The 20158-nt window shown below is 70.1% G+C and carries 21 protein-coding genes; 3 read left to right on the top strand and 18 right to left on the bottom strand.

Annotated features, from left to right (window positions below):
• Window positions 1-39: 39 nt before the first annotated feature.
• From OG504_RS49430 to OG504_RS49390, 9 genes are read right to left on the bottom strand one after another with little or no spacing between them, the layout of a single operon-like run.
• Window positions 40-873 (bottom strand): SDR family oxidoreductase, encoded by an 834-nt coding sequence (locus tag OG504_RS49430; protein ID WP_405995710.1) that lies wholly within the window; start codon window positions 871-873, stop codon window positions 40-42.
• A complete protein-coding gene (locus OG504_RS49425; protein WP_405995709.1) occupies window positions 870-1325 on the bottom strand; it encodes a VOC family protein in 456 nt (151 codons plus the stop codon). The genes OG504_RS49430 and OG504_RS49425 overlap by 4 nt, the downstream gene beginning before the upstream one ends.
• Window positions 1322-2380 (bottom strand): CaiB/BaiF CoA transferase family protein, encoded by a 1059-nt coding sequence (locus OG504_RS49420; protein ID WP_405995708.1) that lies wholly within the window; start codon window positions 2378-2380, stop codon window positions 1322-1324. Before OG504_RS49420 ends, OG504_RS49425 begins: the two co-directional genes overlap by 4 nt.
• On the bottom strand, window positions 2377-3333 hold the full coding sequence (locus tag OG504_RS49415) for an LLM class F420-dependent oxidoreductase (RefSeq protein WP_405995707.1): 957 nt from the start codon (window positions 3331-3333) through the stop codon (window positions 2377-2379). Before OG504_RS49415 ends, OG504_RS49420 begins: the two co-directional genes overlap by 4 nt.
• A gap of 31 nt (window positions 3334-3364) precedes the next feature.
• Complete coding sequence (locus OG504_RS49410) at window positions 3365-3763, bottom strand: cobalamin B12-binding domain-containing protein (protein ID WP_405995706.1); 399 nt, start codon at window positions 3761-3763, stop codon at window positions 3365-3367.
• Window positions 3763-5364, bottom strand: a complete 1602-nt coding sequence (locus OG504_RS49405; RefSeq protein ID WP_405995705.1) for a methylmalonyl-CoA mutase family protein — start codon at window positions 5362-5364, stop codon at window positions 3763-3765. The genes OG504_RS49410 and OG504_RS49405 overlap by 1 nt, the downstream gene beginning before the upstream one ends.
• Window positions 5361-6788 (bottom strand): FadD3 family acyl-CoA ligase, encoded by a 1428-nt coding sequence (locus OG504_RS49400; protein ID WP_405995704.1) that lies wholly within the window; start codon window positions 6786-6788, stop codon window positions 5361-5363. The genes OG504_RS49405 and OG504_RS49400 overlap by 4 nt, the downstream gene beginning before the upstream one ends.
• Window positions 6785-7963: an amidohydrolase family protein gene (locus tag OG504_RS49395; RefSeq protein WP_200676589.1), complete on the bottom strand. Its 1179-nt coding sequence runs from the start codon at window positions 7961-7963 to the stop codon at window positions 6785-6787. The genes OG504_RS49400 and OG504_RS49395 overlap by 4 nt, the downstream gene beginning before the upstream one ends.
• Window positions 7964-7998: 35 nt before the next feature.
• On the bottom strand, window positions 7999-9537 hold the full coding sequence (locus OG504_RS49390) for an AMP-binding protein (protein WP_405995703.1): 1539 nt from the start codon (window positions 9535-9537) through the stop codon (window positions 7999-8001).
• Between the two features lie 64 nt (window positions 9538-9601).
• Here OG504_RS49390 and OG504_RS49385 point away from each other — a divergent pair, with 64 nt between their 5' ends.
• Genes OG504_RS49385 through OG504_RS49375 form a run of 3 tightly spaced genes read left to right on the top strand, consistent with a single transcriptional unit; the run spans window position 9602 to window position 12156 of the window.
• Window positions 9602-10642: a 2Fe-2S iron-sulfur cluster-binding protein gene (locus OG504_RS49385; protein ID WP_405995702.1), complete on the top strand. Its 1041-nt coding sequence runs from the start codon at window positions 9602-9604 to the stop codon at window positions 10640-10642.
• 4 nt (window positions 10643-10646) lie between these two features.
• Entirely contained in the window at window positions 10647-11366 is a 720-nt protein-coding gene (locus OG504_RS49380; RefSeq protein WP_405995701.1) for an enoyl-CoA hydratase/isomerase family protein, read from the top strand.
• The gene (locus OG504_RS49375) at window positions 11359-12156 is read left to right on the top strand and encodes an alpha/beta hydrolase fold domain-containing protein (RefSeq protein WP_405995700.1); all 798 of its coding nucleotides are present in this window, start codon (window positions 11359-11361) and stop codon (window positions 12154-12156) included. Before OG504_RS49380 ends, OG504_RS49375 begins: the two co-directional genes overlap by 8 nt.
• On the opposite strand, the gene OG504_RS49370 is transcribed toward OG504_RS49375, so the two are convergent.
• The 9 genes from OG504_RS49370 to OG504_RS49330 form a co-directional block, all read right to left on the bottom strand.
• Window positions 12122-12694, bottom strand: coding sequence for a TetR/AcrR family transcriptional regulator (locus OG504_RS49370; protein WP_405995699.1), 573 nt, complete (start codon window positions 12692-12694; stop codon window positions 12122-12124). The genes OG504_RS49375 and OG504_RS49370 overlap by 35 nt on opposite strands.
• Window positions 12695-12805: 111 nt before the next feature.
• Window positions 12806-13117, bottom strand: coding sequence for a DUF1330 domain-containing protein (locus OG504_RS49365; protein WP_405995698.1), 312 nt, complete (start codon window positions 13115-13117; stop codon window positions 12806-12808).
• A 10-nt stretch (window positions 13118-13127) separates the two neighbouring features.
• Window positions 13128-13316 carry a ferredoxin gene (locus OG504_RS49360; protein WP_405995697.1) on the bottom strand — a complete coding sequence of 63 codons (189 nt, stop codon included), beginning with the start codon at window positions 13314-13316 and terminating at the stop codon, window positions 13128-13130.
• Complete coding sequence (locus OG504_RS49355; RefSeq protein ID WP_405995696.1) at window positions 13313-14623, bottom strand: cytochrome P450; 1311 nt, start codon at window positions 14621-14623, stop codon at window positions 13313-13315. Before OG504_RS49355 ends, OG504_RS49360 begins: the two co-directional genes overlap by 4 nt.
• Before the next feature lie 76 nt (window positions 14624-14699).
• Window positions 14700-15545, bottom strand: coding sequence for an NAD(P)-dependent oxidoreductase (locus tag OG504_RS49350; protein ID WP_405995695.1), 846 nt, complete (start codon window positions 15543-15545; stop codon window positions 14700-14702).
• Complete coding sequence (locus tag OG504_RS49345) at window positions 15545-16192, bottom strand: DoxX family protein (RefSeq protein ID WP_405995694.1); 648 nt, start codon at window positions 16190-16192, stop codon at window positions 15545-15547. The genes OG504_RS49350 and OG504_RS49345 overlap by 1 nt, the downstream gene beginning before the upstream one ends.
• Window positions 16189-17121 carry an alpha/beta hydrolase gene (locus OG504_RS49340; RefSeq protein WP_405995693.1) on the bottom strand — a complete coding sequence of 311 codons (933 nt, stop codon included), beginning with the start codon at window positions 17119-17121 and terminating at the stop codon, window positions 16189-16191. Before OG504_RS49340 ends, OG504_RS49345 begins: the two co-directional genes overlap by 4 nt.
• A complete protein-coding gene (locus OG504_RS49335) occupies window positions 17118-18779 on the bottom strand; it encodes a thiolase C-terminal domain-containing protein (RefSeq protein WP_405995692.1) in 1662 nt (553 codons plus the stop codon). The genes OG504_RS49340 and OG504_RS49335 overlap by 4 nt, the downstream gene beginning before the upstream one ends.
• Entirely contained in the window at window positions 18776-20152 is a 1377-nt protein-coding gene (locus OG504_RS49330) for a cytochrome P450 (protein ID WP_405995691.1), read from the bottom strand. Before OG504_RS49330 ends, OG504_RS49335 begins: the two co-directional genes overlap by 4 nt.
• Between the last annotated feature and the right edge of the window lie 6 nt (window positions 20153-20158).

Here is a 20158-nt window from a genome sequence, read left to right as displayed (position 1 = left end):
TGCTTCCACGGCGCGCCTCCTCCGGCATCCCCCGGCCGGTCACCGCCCGGCGCGTTCTCGCACCGCCGCACAGACCCCACCGTCGACGAGAACGTCGATTCCGGAAACGAAAGCGGCCTCGTCCGACAGTAGGAACGCCACCGCAGCCGCGACGTCCTCGGCCCGGCCCACCCGCCCGAGCGGCGTCTGCTCCACCAGAGCGGCCATGGCGGGCTGGGCCGAGGCCTCCTGTTGTCCCTGAGGGGTGTCGATGACACCCGGCGAGACCGAACACACCCGGGCACCGTACGGCCCGAGCCGCACCGCCTCCCGCCGTACGAACCGGTGCACCCCGTGCTTGGCCCACGCGTACGCGAGACCGGTGTTCTCCACGGCGGGCCCGAGGGCCTCGCGCAGCCGGTCGAGAAAGTCGTCCCGGAGCGGATCGTCGAGGATCGCCGCCACGGCGGGATCGGCCTCCAGGTTGCCGAGGAGCGGGGCCATCGAGGCGAAGCACACCAACGCGGTCCCCTCGGTGGCGAGCGGGCGGAGTGCCTCGGCCAGGCGTGCGGTGCCGACGAGGTCGACCTCGAAGATGCGCCGCCAGTCGGCCATGGTGGGCGAGATCCCGGCGGCATGGGAGACGGCCCTCAGCGGGCCCAACTCGGCGACGCGGGCGGTGAGTCGGGACAGTCCGGCCCGGTCGGTGATGTCGAGGACGAAGGGTTCGACCTCGATCTCCCCGCCTGCGGCGGCCAGTTCCTTCGCCGCGGCGGTCAGGGCCAGCTCGTCCCGGTCCACCAGCAGCAAGGTGTCCACCAGTTCGGTGAGCCGCCGCGCGCAGGCCAGTCCCATGCCACGCCCGGCCCCGGTCGCGATGCCTACGGCGGTCATGCGTCTCCTCCTCCGTGACCCCAGAGCTTCTCCAGCCCCGGCCGCGCCACCCGGTCCACGAGTTCCACGAGCAGACCGCTCGGGCCGCGCAGGAAGGCGAAGGGCGCGCCGCCGGAGCCGGACCGGCTCGCCTCGGTCACAAAGCCCTGCCCGGTGAGTTCGGCCGCGTCCGCGGCGACGTCGTCGGACCAGTAGCCGACGTGGTGCACACCGCCACCGGCCACCGGTTCCCACAGCGTTCCCGGGACACGGCGGACGATCTCCAGCCGGGGCACCGTCCGGGAGTAGGCGCAGCTGATGTCGAGAACGGCGTTTCCGGTCGGCAGCGTCAGCGGTACGGCCCCGCCGATCTCGGCGCACCACTCGTACCCGAACGCGGCCGAGAACTCGGCCAGCACCCCCTCGAAGTCCTCGACGACAAGCCCGAGATGGAACTGATCCTCCGCCCTCACGACTCGCCCACCGCCCCGGAAACGTCATGCTCACCCAGGCGGGGCGGCGGCCCGTAGTCCGGCTCGTAGCCCTCGACCCGTACGGAACTGCGCACCAGCCGGAAGTCCCCGGCCGTCACCACAGCCTCCGGTGTCGCCGCCAGCGCCTGCGGCAGCGTGCGTACGGCGGCGGCCGGCACCCCGAGCGGACGCAGCCGCGCCTCCCAGGCCGCGGCGGTGTCACCCGCCAGGGCATCCGTCACCGCGGCCAGCACCTCCTCGCGGCGGTCAGCGCGTTCGGCCATGGTGGGGAATCCCTGGACACCGGCCTCGGCGGCGAAGGATTTCCAGAAACCGTCGTGGGTGATGAAGAGCGCCAAGTAGCCCTCGGCGGTGGGAAAGAGCTGGGCCGGCACGTAGTAGGAGTGCGCGCCGAGCGGCAGCCGACGCGGTTCGACGCCCTCGTTGAGGTAGGCGGAGGCACGGTAGTTGAGCTGAGAGAGCATCACATCCCTTAGCGACACCTCCACTTGACCACCCTGCCCGGAGACGATCTGGGCGAGGAGCCCCAACGCGGCCGTCAGGCCTGAGGAGTTGTCGGCCGAGGAGTAACCGGGCAGCGTCGGCGGGTCGTCCGGGGCGCCGGTGAGGGCGGCGACTCCCGTGGCGGCCTGGACCACGTAGTCGAAGGCGGGCTCGTCGCCCGCGTCCAGGCCGTAGCCGGTGAGCGCGACGCAGACGATCCGGTCGTTCCACTTGCGCAGCACGTCGTAGGTCAGGCCCAGTCGGTGGATCGCCGACGGTTTGAGGTTGACGAGCAACGCGTGCGCGTCGGCGACGAGTTCACCGAGCCGGGCCTGTCCTTCGTCGGTCGTGAGGTCGAGGCGGATGCTGCGCTTGCCGCGGTTGAGGCTGGCGAAGTAGGCGTCGCTCACCTGTCGGGAGATGTCCCCGCCGGGCGGTTCGATCTTGGTGACCTCGGCGCCGAGGTCGGCGAGCATCATCGTGGCGTAGGGGCCGGCCAGCATGTGGCCGACCTCCAGGATGCGGATGCCGTCGAGCGGACCGGCGGTCATCGCAGGTCCGCGGCGAGGGCGGCGAGCATGTCGCGGGTGCGGTACTTGGAGGCGACCAGCTCGTCGCGGTTGTCGCCGATGGGCAGCAGCCGTACGGACAGGTCGGTGACCCCGGCGTCCGCGAACCGCTTGAAGCGGGCGGCAATGGCGTTCTCGTCGCCCGCCGCGCACAGGTCTCCGACGTCGCGGGCGTCGCCGTATTCGAGAACGCGTTGGTAGTTGGGCGAGATCTCGGCCTCGCCGAGGATCCGGTTGGCGCGTTCGCGGGCCTCGTCGACCCGGTCGGGACTGCACAGGCAGACCGGGATGCCCGCGACGATCCGCGGTGCCGGGCGTCCGGCGCTCTCGGCGGCCTTGGTGATGCGGGGGACGACGTGTTCGGCGACGGCGCGTTCGTCGGCCATCCACAGCACGGTCCCGTCGGCCCGTTCCCCGGCGAGGCGCAGCATGACCGGGCCGAGGGCCGCGATCAGGACCGGCAGCGGGGAGACCGGGGCGAGGGTGAGCGGATTGTGGACGGTGAAAGTGCCGTTCTCGACCTCGACCATGTCCGTTCCGCCGAACGCGGCGTCCAGGACGTCCAGGTAGTCCCGGGTGAAGGCGGCCGGTTTCTCGTACGGCAGACCCAGCATGTCCCGAATGATCCAGTGGTGGGACGGGCCGAGCCCCAGGGCGAGCCGTCCGCCTGCCGCTGCCTGGGCCGAAATCGCCTGCCGGGCAAGGGCGATGGGGTGCTGGGCCTGCAACGGGACGACGGCGGTGCCGAGTTCGATCCGCTCGGTGCGCGCGCCCATCAGCGCGATCGCGGTGAGCGCGTCGAAGTCGGTCGGGATCTGCGGCACCCACACGGTGTCGAAGCCCGCCTTCTCGGCCCATGTCACGTCGTCGATCATCCGTGTGACCTTGCGGACCGAGTCCCCGCGCTCGGGCCCGATCATCACTCCGATGCGCACGCTGCCTCCAGGTGTTCGGGTCGCCGCCGGGTCATGGCGAGGTGACGGATGTCAGGGCGCGCATCTTGGCCACGAGGGCGTCGAGCGGGGTGCCCGTGGGGAAGACCGCGGCGGCTCCCGCGGTGAGCAGCTTCGGTACGTCGGCCGGCGGGATGGTGCCGCCCACGACCACGGCGATGTCCTCGGCGCCCGTGGCGCGCAGTGCCTCGATCACGCGGGTGGTCAGGGCGAGGTGCGCGCCGGAGAGGATGCTGAGGCCGACGACGGCCACGTCCTCCTGGACGGCGACGGCCACGATGTCGTCCACGCGCTGCCGGATCCCGGTGAAGATGACCTCGAAGCCCGCGTCGCGCAGGGTCCGAGCGACGATCTTGGCGCCGCGGTCGTGTCCGTCGAGCCCCGGTTTGGCGACCAGTACGCGGGCTTTCATCAGAACACCACCGGTTGCTGGAACTCGCCCCAGACCGCCTTGAGGGCGGCCACCATCTCGCCGACCGTGCAGTAGGCGTTGGCGCAGTCGATCAGGATGGGCATGAGGTTCTCGGTACCTTCCGCGGCGCGGGTCAGTTCGGCGAGGCGCTGCCGTACGACGGAGGCGTCGCGGGTGGCCTTGACGTCGGCGAGCCGTTTCAGCTGCCGGTCGCGGCCCTCCGCGTCGAGTTCGTACGTGGCGAGGTCGGGCGGGGGTTCGTCCGCCACGAAACGGTTGACGCCGACGACCGGGCGGGTGCCGGCCTCGACCTCGCGGTGCAACTGGTAGGCCTCGTCGGCGATGAGGGTCTGCAGATAGCCGTCCTCGATGGCGCGGACCATGCCGCCGTAGCGCTCCAGGTCGTCCATGATCTCGACGATGCGGGCCTCGGTGGCGTCGGTGAGCGCCTCGACGAAGTACGAGCCACCGAGCGGGTCCGCGACCCTGGTGACGCCCGTCTCATGAGCGAGAATCTGCTGGGTGCGCAGGGCGAGTGTCGCCGACTCCTCGCTGGGCAGGGCGAACGGTTCGTCCCAGGCGGCCGTGAACATCGACTGGACTCCGCCGAGGACCGAGGCGAGTGCCTCGTAGGCGACGCGGACGGTGTTGTTCTGTGCCTGGGGCGCGTAGAGGGAGGCGCCTCCGGCGACGCAGCCGAAGCGGAACATGGCCGCCTTGTCGCTGTCCGCTCCGTACCGCTCGCGCACGATGGTGGCCCAACGCCTGCGTCCGGCACGGTACTTGGCGACCTCCTCGAAGAAGTCGCCGTGCGTGTAGAAGAAGAAGGAGACCTGCGGGGCGAACTGATCGATCGTCATACGGCCGCGGGCCAGCACCGTGTCGCAGTAGGTGACCCCGTCCGCGAGTGTGAAGGCCATCTCCTGTACGGCGTTGGCGCCGGCGTCGCGGAAGTGCGAGCCGGCGACCGAGATCGCGTTGAAGCGCGGCACTTCGGCCGCGCAGAACTCGATGGTGTCGGCGATGAGCCGCAGCGACGGTTCGGCCGGCCAGATCCAAGTGCCCCTGGACGCGTACTCCTTGAGGATGTCGTTCTGGATCGTCCCGGTGAGTTTCGCCCGGGGCACGCCCGCCCGTTCGGCCGCGGCGACGTAGAAGGCGAGCAGGATCGCGGCGGTGCCGTTGATGGTGAAGCTGGTGCTGATCCTGTCGAGGGGGATGCCCTCGAAGAGGACCTCGGCGTCGGCGAGCGTGTCGACGGCGACGCCCACCCGGCCCACCTCCTCGGCCACTTCGGGATCGTCGGAGTCGTAGCCGCACTGCGTGGGCAGGTCGAGCGCCACGGAGAGTCCGGTGCCGCCCTGTCGGAGGAGGTAGTGGTAGCGGCGGTTGGAGGATTCGGCGGTGCCGAAGCCGGAGTACTGGCGCAGTGTCCACAGCCGTCCCCGGTAGCCGGTGGCGTAATTGCCGCGTGTGAAGGGGAAGTTGCCCGGCGCGGGCGGCGGGGTGTCGACGTCGTCGGGGCCGTAGACCGGTTTGAGGGGCAGGCCGGACGCGGTCCGGACGAGGTCGTCGCCCTGGGGCGGTGTGGGAGGCGTCATCGCAGGAGGTCCTTCATCACTTTTCCGGTGGCGTTCAGTGGCAGTTCCGTGCGGAACTCCACGGTCCGGGGCACCTTGAACCCGGCCATGCGGAGCCGGCTCCACTCGATCAACTCGTCGGCGGTCAGCGGCTGTCGGAGGACGACGAAGGCCTTGCCGACCTGTCCCATCCGTTCGTCGGGGACGCCGATGACGGCGGCCTGGGCGACCGCCGGGTGTTCCATCAGGAAGCCCTCGATCTCGGCCGGGTAGGCGTTGAAGCCGCCGACGATGAACATGTCCTTCTTGCGTCCGACGATCCTCAGGTAGCCGCGCTCGTCGAGCGTGCCGAGGTCCCCGGTGTGCAGCCAGCCGTCCTCGTCGATGGCTTCGGCGGTGGCGTCGGGGTCGTTGAAGTAACCGCGCATCACGCTGTAGCCGCGGACCAACACCTCCCCGTCGTCGGCGACTTGGACCTCGACGCCGTCGCAGGGGGTGCCTACGGTGGTCGCGATGTCCTCGAAGGAGTCGCCGGGTCGGGTGGCGGTGGCGGTGCCCGCCTCGGTCAGGCCGTAACCGGTCATGATCGAGGTGAAGGGGAGTTCGGTCATCACCCGGCGGATCAGTTCGACGGGGATGTCGGCGGACCCGGTGACCGCAACTCGCAGTGAGGACAGGTCTCTTGTGCCGCGGTCGGTGAGCAGGGAGTGGTAGAGCGTGGGCGGGCCGGGCAGGACCGTCACCTTCTCGCGCTCGACCAGGTCGAGGACGGTGTCCACGTCGAAGACGGGTACGGGGAGGATGGTCATGCCGCGGATGAGCGAGGCGACCATGCCCGCCTTGAAGCCGAAGATGTGGAAGAACGGGTTGACGATCAGGTAGCGGTCGCCCTCCCTGACCCCGGCCAGGTCGCACCACTCGGCGTACAGCCGGAGTGTCTGGGCGTGGGTCATCAGGACGCCCTTGGGCCGGCCGGTGGTGCCCGAGGTGAAGACGATGTCGCTGACCTGGTCGCCGGTGACCTTCCGCTCGAAAGGTGAACCGCTCGCCAGGAAGCCGGACTTGAGGTCGATGACCGGCACCCCGGGCGGTGCCTCGAAGTCCAGGCCCAGGAAACCCTCCTGAATGAGAACGGCCTTCGCACCGCTGCGAACGATGATGTCGTGCGCCTCGTCCGCCTTGAACCGGGTGTTGACGGGCACCACCACACCGCCCGCGGTCATGAGACCGAAGGCGGCGACGATCCACTCCGCGGAGTTCGGCCCCCAGATCGCGACCCGGTCGCCCTGCTCCACCCCGGCCGACGCGAACGCACCCGCAGCCACACGCACCCGCTCGACCAGCTCGGTGAACGTGAGGCGGAGCGGGCCGTCCACCACGGCTTCGGCGTCACCGAAGCGGTCGGCCGCGCTCAGCACCATCTGCGGGATGCTCTCCCAGGTCATACGCCGATCAACCGGGCGAGGTTGCCGCCCATGATCTTGGCCTGGTCGGCCTCCTTCATGCCCTGGATCGCGTCGATGTAGGAGACCGGGTCGGCCAGCCCCTCGGGGTGCGGGTAGTCGGACCCGAACAGGACGCGCTCGACGCCGACGACCTCGGAGAGCGCGGCCATGTCCTCCTCCCAGAACGGGCTGATGTGGATGCGGTTCCTGACCTCTTCGACCGGGTCGCCGAGGAAGCCTTTCGGCTGCTTCTTGTAGGTGCTGCCCAGTTGGTCGAGCAGCGGCAGTAGCCAGGAAGAGCCGTTCTCGATGACCGAGACCTTCAGTTCCGGGAAGCGGAACAGGGCTCCGTGGCAGACCCAGGACGCGACCGCGTCGGTGACCGGGCGCCACTCGGACATCATCCGGAAGACCTGCGCCTGGAACGGCGTCATCTCCTGGCTCTTGCCCTCCCAGTCGCTGGAGTAGCGCGAGTAGCCGCTGTCGGAGGAGTGCATGGCGACCAGCACGCCCGCTTCCTCGACCCGCTTCCAGAACGGGTCGAACTCCGGCAGCGCGAAGGACCGCGACCCGCCGTAGCCGGGGACCGGGGCGGGCCGGACGAGGATGGCGCGCGCTCCGCGCTCCAGGCACCACTCCAGTTCGGCGATCGCCTTGTCCAGGATCGGCAGGCTGATCACCGGGGTGGTGAAAATGCGGTTCTTGTAGTTGAACTGCCAGGTCTCGTGCAGCCATTGGTTGAGGGCGTGGACGACGACGTGGATCAACTCCGGGTCGTCCCGCATCCGTTCCTCGACGAGGCTGGCGAGCGTCGGGAACATCAGGGTCTGCTGGATGCCCAGGTCGTCCATGAGCGCCAGGCGCGGCCCGGGCTCGCGGAACGCGGGGATCGACCGCATCGGCTCGCCGAACAGCTCCCGGTGGGACTTGCCCTCCGGGTTCCCCTCGCGGAAGTAGTCCTCCCACGCGCCGGGCCGGGCGACGACCTCGAAAGTGGGGTTGGGGATGTAGTCGCTGATCTGACCGCGGATGGCGATCTTCGTACGGCCCTTCACCTGCACGTACTGGATGGCGCTCGCGTACTGCTTGGGCAGGTACCGGGTGAGCGCATCCTCCGTCTCGTACAGGTGGTTGTCCGCGTCGAACAGTGGATACGGCGGCACGCGCGATGGCATGAGATCCTCCTTCGCAGATTGCGAGAATCCTATTCTCACTCCTGATGGGCGGCAATATCCTTGCGGAGAACGAACTTCCGGACCTTGCCGCTGGCGGTCCGCGGGAAGTCCTCGACGAGGTGCAGTTCCTCCGGCCACTTCTGCCGGGCCAGGCCCGCCGCGGCGAAGTGGACGCGCAGGTCGTCGAGGGTGGGTTCGGGGTGGCCGGGCCGCAGTCGCAGGACGGCTGCCGCGCGCTCTCCGAGGCGGGCGTCCGGGGCGGCCACGACCGCGGCCTCGGCGACGGCCGGCAGAGCGAGGAGAACCTCCTCCACCTCCAGTGCGCCGATGTTCTCGCCGCCGCGGATGATGATGTCCGCCTTGCGGTCGGTGATGGTCAGGTAGCCGTCCTCGTCGAACTCACCGATGTCGCCGGTGCGGTACCAGCCGTCCTCGTCGAAGGCGCGCTCGGTGAGGGCCGGGTCGGTGTAGCCGAGGCACAGGTCCGGGCCGCGGCTGAGGATCTCGCCGTCCTCGGCGAGCCGGATCTCCACCCCGTCGAGCGCGTCCCCGTCGGTGTAGAGCCGCTTGTCCTCGGGCGCGGTGTGGGCCGAGGCGGTGATCGAGGGGTGCTCGGTGCTGCCGTAGGCGCGGAAGACCGTGATGCCGAGGTCGGCGAGGCGTCTGGTCACCGCGTTCGGTACGGCGGCGCCGCCGAGGCCCGCGTACTTCATGCGCGTGAGGTGGCCGGGCGTGAAGTCGGGGTGGTCGAGGAGGCTCGTCATGTAGTAAGCGGCGCCGCCTCCGACGGTCAGGCCGTCGCGGGCCATCAACGCCAGGGCGAGGCCCGGGTCCCAGGTGTCGGCGAGGTTCACCGGGCTGCCGTCGAGGACGGGGATCAGGAAGGCGTTCACCATGCCGATGAAGTGGCCGACGGGCGCGGAGGTGAGCTGGTCACCCCGGTCGGGCGGGTAACGGCCGGCGAGTTGGCGGGTCTCGAAGCCCAGGGTGCGGTGGCTGTGCACAACTCCCTTGGGGTCGCGGGTCGTTCCGGAGGTGAAGGCGATCAGCGCGGGTCCGGACGGGTCCGTCGGTACCACGCCGACGAGCGGTTCGTCGGCGAGCAGTTCGTCGAAGTCCCGCCCTACGACGCCGACCACGGGGATCTTCGCGCTCAGCTCGGGGTCGTGGTGCAGGTGCCCGAACCGTTCGGCGGTGACGAAGACCTTGGGCTGGACCGTGTCGAGGATGTAGCCGACTTCCTTGCGGCCGTAGAAGTGGACGATCGGCACCACGACCGCGCCGAGGAAGGCCGACGCCCAGAAGACCGCCGCCGCCTCCATCCAGTTGGGCAGTTGGAGTGCCACGACGTCACCGGGGCCGATGCCCCGCTCGCGCAGTCCGGCGGCCAGTCGGCGGGCCGTCAGTTCGACGTCTCCGAAGGTCCCCTCCCAGGGTCGCACCGCCGAGTGCACGCGGAACGCGGCCCCCGGGGCGGCCGCCAGTCCCCGCGCCAGCAGGTCACCGATCGTCTCACTGGTCCACCAGCCCTCCGCCTCATAGCGGTTGACGAGTTCAGCGGGGATCGTTCGCACGACAGGAACTTCCTCTCGTCATTGAGAATTGCACTCTCTCAGAGCGAGAAGGTAAATTCCATACATGGGACGAGACCACGGGTTCCACCCGGTGCGGATCACACGGATCATCCAGGAGACGCCCGACACACGGACGTACGTACTCGACGCGCCCTTCCCGTACCGGGCGGGCCAGTTCGTGACGATCAAGGCCTGTGGCACGCTGCGCAGTTACTCCATGTCCAGTTCGCCGGAGACGGACACCGAGCTGATGACGACGGTGAAGCGGGTTCCGGGGGGTCTGGTGTCCAACTGGATGCACGACCATCTGGCGCCCGGTGACGTCGTCGAAACCACGCTGCCCGCAGGGGTGTTCTGTCTGCGAGAGGACGACGAGGCAGGCGGGGCAAGGGAGTTCGCGGCTCCGGTGGTGGCGTTCTGCGGGGGCAGCGGGATCACACCGATCCTGTCGCTCGCCAAATCGGCGCTGGCCGGGACCGGGCGTCCGGTGCGAGTCCTGGCCGCCGACCGGGACGCCGGTTCCGTCATCTTCGCCGCCGCGCTGGGCGAGTTGGCCGAGCGGTATCCGGGACGGTTCGAAGTCCGGCACCATCTCGACGACCGGCAGGGGTTCGTCGCCGCGGACCAGGTGCGGGAGTTCGCGGGCGGCGACACGGACGCGGATTTCTACCTCTGTGGTCCCGCGCCCTTCATGGAGTTGGTGGAGAACGCGCTTCTCGCCCACGGGGTCGCCCCGGAGCGGATCTTCGTCGAGCGGTTCGCGCAGACCGCCGCCGATCAGCCGCTCCACGAGAACCCCGAGCAGGAATCCGAGGAACCCGCCGAACAGGACGGCACCCTCACGCTCGTGCTCTCCGGCAAGCGGCACACGCTCGCGCAGCGCTCCGGCGAGACGTTTCTGGAGAGCGCGCGTCGGGCAGGTCTGGCCCCGCCGTTCTCCTGCGAGGCGGGCAACTGCGCCACCTGCATCGCCCAAGTCACCGCGGGCGAGGCCAAGATGCGCGTCAACAACGCGCTCGACGAGGACGAGATCGCCGAGGGCTGGGTCCTGACCTGCCAGGGCGAGCCGACCACACCGCACGTCACTGTCGAATACGAGGACTGAGGCCATGGACGTAGATCTCGAACTCGACGAGGGCCTGGCGGTCGTCACCATCGACCGGCCGCACGCCCGCAACGCCATCGCCCCGACCACGATGGACGAACTCGACAAGGCGCTCGACGCGGCCGCGGGCGCCAAGGCCCTGGTCATCACCGGTGCCGGCGACCGGGCGTTCGTCTCCGGCGGGGACCTGAAACAGCTGAGTGCGATCCGGACCGAGGAGGACGCGATGGCCATGGCCCTGCGGATGAGGGGGATCTGCGATCGCATCGCGGCCTTCCCGGGACCGGTGATCGCCGCGTTGAACGGGCACGCGTTCGGCGGCGGCGCCGAGGTCGCGGTGGCCGCCGACATCCGGGTCGCCGCCGACGACATCAGGATCGGCTTCAACCAGGTGGCCCTGGCCATCATGCCCGCGTGGGGCGGCGCCGAGCGCCTGGCCCAACTCGTCGGCAAAGGGCGGGCGTTGATGCTCGCCGGTGCCGGGACGGTCCTCGACGCGGCCGAGGCCCAGCGCGTCGGACTGCTCGAACTGGTGCTGCCGCGCGCCGAGTTCGCCGAGGGCTGGCGCACCCTGGCCAGATCCCTCGCGACCAATCCGGCACGGGAGATCAAACGCGTGATGAGCGGAGCCTTCCCGGAGGAGGAGGCGGCCCGCGCCTTCGCCCGCCTGTGGGTGTCCGACGAGCACTGGCAGGCAGCGGAGAGGGTGATGTCCCGTGGGTGACACACGAGTTGGGGCGAACGGAGCGGGCACCGACCTGACCGACGTACGGGCGGACACGGACCGTGCGGCGGCCGGCGACGGGCGGGTGCGGGTCGAGTCGAGCCCGGTGGGGCCGATCGTACGGCCGCCGGACGCGAGCGATCTCGTCATCCTGTATCTGCACGGAGACCGGCAGTTGTCGGGTTCGCCGGAGTCGGCGGTGGACCTGGCCGAGCGACTCGCCCTGCGGACAGGGGCAGTTGTGGTGTGCCCGCGGTACCGGTCGTCGTTCCCGGGGGCGTTGGACGACGTGCACGCCGTATACAGCTCGTGTCAGGCCCGCGGTCCGGTGGCGCTGGCCGGTGAGCGGTTGGGGGCCGGGCTCGCGGCCTCGCTGCTGGTGCGGCTGCGGGACATGGGGGCGCCGGAGCCGGACTGCGCCGTGCTGATGTCGGCGCTGCTCGATCTGACGCTGGACGCACCGAGTCTGCTGTTCAACGCGGCCGCCGATCCGGGCTTCGACATCGACGAACTCCGGTTGCACGCCGCCCGGTTCGCGGGTGGCGCCGACCGGACCAACCCGCTGCTGAGCCCGCTGCACGCCAACCTGCACGGGCTGCCGCCGATCCAGCTCCTGGTCGCCGGTACCGATCCGCTGCTGGACGACTCCCTGTCGTTCGCGGCCCGCGCGGCGCACTCCGGTGTCACGGTGGATCTCCGGGTACGGCCGGACGGGGTGAGTCTGCATCCGGAGAGCGTCACCGCGATGGCCGATTTCATACAGGCGTGGGCCCGAGCAGCACGCCCATGACATCGCGGATGATCTCGGGGTAGTCGGTCTGCTCCTCGTCGAGCATCCACTGCTGCTGGACCCCTTCGAGCATCGCCACCACGGCGGTGGCGGCGGCTCGGGGGGTCAGGCCGCTGGGTACGTGGTCCCCGTAGAGCGCGGTGAGGTGCTCGACGGTGTGGTCCTGGATCGACCGGTAGTAGTCGTGGCAGAACCGCTGTGCCTCGTCGCTGCCGGTGACGCCCTCGGCGACGAGAACGCTGTGGATCTGGGCGAGACCGGGATTCTTGTGGTCGTAGGTGATGACCTCGGCAAGCAGCCCGGGCAGGTCCTCGCCGGCGTCCGCGTGCAGGGCGGCCAGGTGTTCGCGGGCGAGGTCCTCGCGGAGTTGGACGAGGGCGAGGAGAAGCCGCTTCTTGCTGGGGAAGTAGTGCAGCACGCCCTGTCGGGTCAGGCCGGCGCGCTCGGCCACGGCGTCGATGGATGCCTTCTTGTAGCCCCGCTCGGCGAACACCCCCAGCGCGGCGACAAGAATCTCCTCGTGTCGGGCCGTCGTCATTGAGCACCCCTTCCACCACGGCAACACCCAGGTGACATTACGGTTGCCGTCGCGATCGGGCGACCCTTCCGGCCATGGCATTACCCTTCCGGGGCCATGCTTCGTTCGTTCTCACGCGCCCCGGGACGGTGGCTCGAAGCCCGCGATGATCACGGCGTTCGTGTCGGCCGCGGCCTGCCGCAGGGGCTTCGCCCGCCCGTACGCCTCCGACTCGTACCAGGCCCTCGCGGCTTCGACGCTCTCAAATTCGAGAACGACGGTCCGGTCGCCGTGCCACTCGCCTTCGAGGAGCTGCGGCCGGCCGTCGACCGCGAGGACGGAGGCGCCGCCCTCGGCCATCGACGCACCGGCCGCCCGGCTGTAGGCGTCCATCCCGGCCGGGTCCTTGATGGACTCGGTCAGGATGACGTACCCCTTGGGCATCCGGTTCTCCTCAGTTCACTGTGATCGCGCGCTCGGGGCAGCTGCCGATGGCGGTGCGGACCTGTTCCTCGTACTCGGCGGGGACCTCGGGGGTCAGCACCTCGGCGTACCCGTCGTCGGTCAGGTCGAACACCTCGGGGCAGATCGACCAGCAGATCCCGTGACCCCGGCAACGGTCCGCGTCCACGACGGCTTTCATCGGGCGGACTCCTCGGACGGCTCGGACTCCTCGACGAGTGTGAACTCCAGGTTGAGATGGGTGAGTCCGCGCAGGATGTACGTCGGCAGGTAACGGAAGTTCCGCGCGTCGGCGGGGCCGTGCACGCTCTCCGAGATCCTGATGTCCGTCGTACGGTCGAGCATGCGCTCGATGCCCACCCGGGCCTCGGCGCGGGCGAGCGGGGCGCCGGGGCAGGTGTGGGGGCCGCGGCCGAACGCGAGGTGGTGGCGGGCGTTGGCGCGGGCCGGGTCGAAGGTCTCCGGTTCCTCGAAGTGGCGCGGGTCGCGGTTCGCGGCGCCGTTGAGGACCATGAGGGTGGTGCCGGCGGGGATGTCGACGCCGCCTACCGTGGACGGGACGCGGGACAGCCGGAAGTCGCCCTTGATGGGGCTCTCGGTGCGCAGCGTCTCCTCGATGAAGTTCGGGATGCGGTCGCGCTCGGCGCGCAACAGCCGCTGCAGACCGGGGTCTTCGGCGATCAGCTTGAGCGCGTTGCTCAGCAGCCGGACGGTGGTCTCCTGGCCGGCCGCGAAGAGGTTGGTGGCGACGCGGGCCACGTCGGCGACGTCGGGGGTCGAGCCGTCGGCGAACGTCGCGGTGGCGAGACCCGTGATCACGTCCTCGCGGGGTTCGCGGCGGCGCTCCTCGACATAGGCCGAGAACTGCCCGTACAGGTACTCCAGCGGCGAGTGCTGCACCTCGCCGTCCGTGCTCCCGATGCCGCCCCGCGGCTGGTGCTCGAGGCCCTCGACGAACGTGTTGCGGTCCTCGTCGGGCACACCGAGCAGGTCGGCGATGACCCTCAGGGTGAACGGGCCGGCGAATCCGCTGATGAAGTCGCCCTCGCCGGCGGCGAGATACGCGTCCAACTGGGCGTCGGCGAGGTGCCACATCGACGCCTCGTTCTCCTTGAGGCGACGCGGGGTGATCAGCCGCATCAGCAGTCCGCGGTGGTCCGTGTGCATGGGCGGGTCGAGCGTCGGCAACTGGTCGCTCATCGGGAGCCGGTCGCGGTACTGCTCGATCAGCGCGCTCACGTCGTCGCCCACGAGCGGGACCGGGAACCCGGGGAAGGGGCCGGTCACCGAGAGGCAGGACGAGTAGGTGTCGGGGTCGTTGAGGACCTGGATCGCCTCGTCGTACCCGGTCACCATCGTCACGTCGTGATGGCTCTCCCGTTGCACCGGGCACTTCCCGCGCAGGGCCGCCAAGTAGGGATAGGGGTCCGCGACGACTTCGTCGTCCTGGAAGAAGTCGATCGCCTCGAAGTCCTTCACGGTGTGCACGGTTCCCTTCCGTCACCAGTCTGAAGACGAGCGACGATATCAATGTTCTCCGTTGGCGAGAAGGTCGTTTTCGCTTTCATGGAGAGGGAGTTGCCGGTGCCGTCAGACGTCCCTGGCCCATACGGTCGAGGGCCGCGTCGGCCGCCGTCAGCACAGTGCCCGTCGCGGCGCCCGCCGTGTCGGCGAGGTCGGCCAGCAACCTCACGTCCTTACGGAGCAGCGGTCCGGCGCGTTCAGCTAGACGGTCGAGTGTGCCGCCGGCGGCCTTCACGCGTTCGAGCGCGAAGCTCGATCCGCTGCCGTGCAGGACGACTTCGGCGAGGGCACCTCGGTCGATGCCGAACTCCGGTGCCAGGGCCAGTGTGTCGGACGCGGTCGCCAAGTTGGCGGTGAACAACAGGTTGTTGAGGAGCTTGGTGATCTGTCCGGAGCCGAGCGGGCCCATGTGGACGACCGGATCGCCGAACGTCTCGAACACCTTGCGGCAGTAGGCGACCGTGCCGGACTCGCCGCCCGCCATCACCAGCAGACGGCCCTCGGCGGCCGCCTTTCCGCCGCCGCTGACGGGTGCGTCGACCACGGAGACGCCGTGCGCCGCGGCGCGTTCGGCGAGCCGCCTGCACGTGTCGGGGTGGACGGTGCTGTGGACGGCGATCACCCCGCCCCGGCGCAGACCTCTCAGCACGCCCTGCTCGCCCGTGACAACCTGTTCGACATCGGCGTCGTCGACGACACAGACGCACACCAGGTCGCTGGCGGCGGCCAGTTCGACGGGGGACGCGGCCCGCTGAGCCGCCGTGTCCGCGAACGCGGAGAGCGTGGCCGGGCGGCGCGCCCAGAGCGTGGTGGCGAAGCCCGCGTCGATGATCCGGCGCGCCATGGGAGCGCCCTGGCTGCCCAGCCCGATGAATCCGACGCGCATCAGCGGGCCTCCTGGTCGACCGACTCGGGGGTGTTCTGGGGCGCCGGCTCCGCGACGAGGCTCTGAGGCTCGGCGCCCACTTCGGACTCGGCTTCGGCTTCGGACTCGGCTTCGGACTCGGCTTCGGCTTCGGCTTCGGGCCCTGCGTCGGCCTTCGGTTCCGGTCGCCAGAACGTGCCCAGCAGTCCACCGGTCGCCACCACGGCCACGCCCAACGCGGTGCCGCCGCCGGTCCAGCCGGTCAGGTCGATGCCGGCCGCGTGGTCGAGGGACCAGCGGCCGGGGCCCAGTACCGCGAGGGCCAGGGCGACGACAGCGAGCGTGAGGACGTACTCGTAGCCGTCCTTGAAGACGAAGAACCCGTTGGGCCGGTGGGCGAGCAGCCCCGCGACCAGCATCACGGAGATCACGGCGGCGCAGGCCAGCGGGGTGAGCAGGCCCAGGACGAGGAGAGCGCCCGCGCCGACCTCGGTGAGGACGCTCATCCAGGCCTGCAACACGCCCTGTCTCAGGCCGAGTCCGGTGAACCAGCGGGCGGTGCCCTCGATACGGCCGCCGCCTCGCCAGTGGTTGAGCCCGTGCATGATCATGATCAGCCCTACGGCCACGCGTACGAGCAGCAGTACCGCGACGTCGGCGTCACTCATCCGGCCCTCCTCGGGAGACGGTCGATCCCTTCGTTGTCGTATCCGCCGTTCTCGGACGCGAGAACACACTCCTCGACGAACGAGAGGATCTTCAGGTGGTAGCCGGTCGCGGTGTGCCCGATGCTCAAGTTGTGGCCGCTGTCGGCCTGTTCGTCGGTGACCACCCGCGGGGAGTCGGTGAACAGGCCCGCGATGTCGGCCATGGCCTCGGGCCCGGAACTCCACACGCGCTCGTGGTCACCGAGCGTGTAGTGCACGGGAATCCGCACACGGGCGGCGACTTCGGCGAACTCCCGCGGCCAGCGGCGGGCGACGGTCGACTCGTACGGCGGCCCGGGTGACTGGATGCGAGGGGCACCGATGACCTCGTCCGGGTACAGGCGCGACGGTTCCCACAGCAGGTCGCGCAGGCCGGGTCCGGACCGTCGCGGCACCGCCGGGTCCCGTCGCCGGAAGTCGAGGATCTCGACGGCGCCGGGAGCGTGGTGGCGTCCGGTACCGGCGATCTCCAGACCGAGAAGGTCATTCCGGCGTTCGTCACCGGCCATGTGCACACCCAGGGCGCAGCCGATCGAGTGGGCCCAGAGGAACAGTCCCGCCCCGCGCGGACGCGAGGCCAGCAGCCGGTCCACCGCCGCGTAGGCGAGGTCGACGCGCCGTGCGGGGGACGCCATGGTCTCGCCGTACGGAGCCGAACTCCCGTATCCCGGGCGGTCGATGGCGACGACCGTGAAGTCCAGTGCCGCCGCGGTGCGCAGGAGGGACAGGCGGGGCCGGCCCGGGTAGTCGAAGTAGTTCGACGTCACCGCTCCCCCGTGCAGGGCGACGACGACCGCGCGCGGTTCGCGGACCTCGCACAGCAGCCCGGACATGGGGATGCCGTCGACATCGACGACGCGCGAAACGACCTCCGTGGTACGGGAGTTCATCCGTCCGCCCGGAAGAGGATCACGCCGCTCGGGGTGAGTCCGCCACTGCTCGCCACCGCGACCCGCGCGCCGGGTATCTGGCGCGGCCCGGCCGCGCCGCGCAGTTGGGTGATCGCCTCGTGGACCAGACCCATGCCGTGGGTGCGGCCGTGGGAGAGCTGTCCGCCGTGGGTGTTCAGGGGCAGTACGCCGTCCCGTGCGATGTTCTTGCCTCCGTCCAGGAAGTCCTTGGCCTCGCCGATGCCGCAGAACCCCAGCCCCTCCAGCCAGGAGAGGCAGTTGAATGTGAAGCCGTCGTACAGCTCGGCCACGTCGACGTCTTCGGGACGCAGCGCGGTGCGGGACCACAAGTGGGCGGACTGGCCCAGGACTTGGGGTTCGTGGGTGAGCGTGCTCTGGTCCCATTCGAGGCGTTCCAGGATCTGGGTGCCAACCGCCTCGACATAGACGGGTGGTTGGGCAAGATCCCGGGCCGCGTCGACCGCCGACACGATCACGGCGACCGCTCCGTCGCAGGGCACGTCACAGTCGTAGAGGCCGAACGGGGTGGTGATGGGGCGGGCGTTGAGGTAGTCGTCCATCGTCATCGGGGCGCGGTAGATCGCCGTGGGGTTGAGTGCCGCGTTGGACCGCTGGTTGAGGGCGATCCAGCCGAGGGTCTCGCGGGTGGTGCCGTAGCGGTGGAAGTGGCGTTGGGCGTTCTGCGCGAGGGTGTGGGCGGCCGAGATCGCTCCGAACGGCTTCATCCAGCCGTCCAGTCGGCGCGGCGGTTCCTGCGCGATCCGGCCGCGGCGCACGAGTTCGCCGTACGACGCCTCCCAGACCGTGCGGAAGCACAGCACATGGCGGGCCAGGCCGCCCGCGACGGCGAGCATCGCGGAGATGAGTGAGCCGCAGGGGCCGAAGGTCTCGCTGCCGCCGTTGTACCAGGTCGGTTCCAGGCCGAGGGCCGACTCCAGGGCGGTCACGCCTCCTTCGCCGAAGCCGCCGTAGGCGGCACCGGCGCCCGGGTAGGTGGCGAGGCCGTCGATGTCGTCGACGGTCAACCCGGCGTCGGCGATGGCGCGTTGGCAGGCCTGGACGGTCAGGGACACCGGGGGGACCAGGAGACGGCGGCCGATCTCGGACATGCCGATGCCGGTGACCGCGACCTTGTCCTCGAACTTCTCCGTGGTCACCATCGGCCGTACGCGGCGGGCGAGTTGGTGGGTCTCGACCTCGGCGAGCGGCAGGGGGTCGGTGGCCGGGTGGTCGCGGGCGGGGCGGAAGAGGGGCAGCCAGGCGTCCTCGACCTGTTCGAAGACGACCTCCATCCGCATGCCCAACTCCAGCTCGTCGGGGGCGCATTGGACGGCGTTGGTGGTGAGCCGGACCCGGGGGTCCTCTTCGACGGCGACCTGGGCCACGACGTAGGGCGCGGGCAGGCCGGGCAGGGCGAAGCGGTGGTTGACGGTGAAGCCGATCAGCGTCGCGCGGCCGGAGACGGCCCGGACGCCGATGTCGTGCCCGTGGCAGTACCGGCAGACCGGCTGCGGCGGATGGATGAGGGCCGCGCAGGACCCGCACTCCGCCAGCCGCAGCCGGCCGTCCGCGCCGGAGGCCCAGAAGAATTCGTTCTCCTCGGTGACCAACGGCCCCGGGCGGATTGGGGAGTTCATGTGCCGATCCGTGCCTTCGCCGTGCGGACGGTGACCGGTTCGGCGAGGCGCTGTTCGTCGCAGGCCTTCTGGAGTTCGGCGAGGGTCTCGTCGAGTCCGGCGCCGAGCCGCTTGCCCGGGGTGAAGGTCGCGGGGAGGTGGCGCATGCCCTGGATGACGCCGATGGTCTCGTAGTGCACGGCGCCTTCGGGGTCGCACGCGTAGTCGGGCATCCGGTCGAGTACGGCCGTGACCATCCGCTTGAACACCGTGCGGGCCACGTTGGAGCCGATGCAGCGGTGGATGCCGAGGCCGAAGCTGCTGTGCCGGTTGCCCTTGCGTTCCATGTCGATCGAGTCCGGGTCGGGGAAGACCGACGGGTCCCGATTGGCCATCGCCCAGGAGAGCCAGAGGCGTTCGCCCTCCTTGAACTCGGTGCCGGCGATCTCGCAGTCGGCCGTGATGGTGCGTCCGTCGCCGGGGGCCGGGGTGTAGAAGCGCAGGAACTCCTCGGTGGCGGAGTCCAGCAGGGTCTTGCGGTCGCGGCTCAACCGGGCTCGTTCGTCGGGGTGTTGGGAGAGCCATTCGAGGGAGTGGGCGGTGAGCGCAGTCGTGGTGTCGAAGCCGCCGCCGATCAACAGGGCGCACACGCCGAGGAGTTCGCCGTCGTCGGGGTTGCGGCCGTTGATGTCGGCGCGGACCAGCGCGTCCACCAGGCCCGGGCGGGGGTTTCGGCGGATCTCCGCGAGCTGGGCCATGAGGTCCATGCCCATCTTGCGGCTCAGGTCCAACACCCTTGGCATGTCAGGCGAGTTGGGCGGGGTGTAGACGGAGGCGTGGGCCGGTTCGTTGTAGATCGTCCAGTGCTCCAGCGGGATGCCCATCATCGCGAGCGTGAGTACGGCCGGGACGATGTTGGCGAGGTCGTCGACAAAGTCGATGCGGCCCGACTCGATCTTCTCGTCGATGCTGGCGCGCACGATCTCGTCGACGAACGGGATCCAGCGCTGGATGGCCGCCGGTGACAGATACGGGTTGAGGGTCTGCCGGTAGTAGCGCTGGTCCGGCGGGTCCATCTCCAGGAACCCGCCCCGGCCCTTCCGCTCGGGGGGCGGCGCGGGGATGGAGATCCCGTTGTATCCGCGCCGCTCCCCTTTCACGTCATGGTCGTTGGAGAGGAACTCCGCGGACCTCGCGAGTTCGAAGACCTCGCGGTTGCCGCTGGCGACCCAGTGGCCGCCGTGGGTCTCCGTCCAGGCGATCGGGCACTGCCCGTGCAGCTCGTGGGTGATGTCCTCGAACCGGTCGCGGTAGTCGGGTGTGTGCCGGTCGAAGTGCACCTGGGGGTGCTTGCGGCCGGCGTCGTCGTCGACGGCCGCGTCTTCCGTGGTCATGCGGAA

It is taken from the genome of Streptomyces sp. NBC_00986, from assembly GCF_045162565.1.
Taxonomy (GTDB): domain Bacteria; phylum Actinomycetota; class Actinomycetes; order Streptomycetales; family Streptomycetaceae; genus Streptomyces.
The sequence above is the reverse complement of the archived record's forward strand: the minus strand, read 5'-3'. Positions and strand labels throughout refer to the sequence as shown.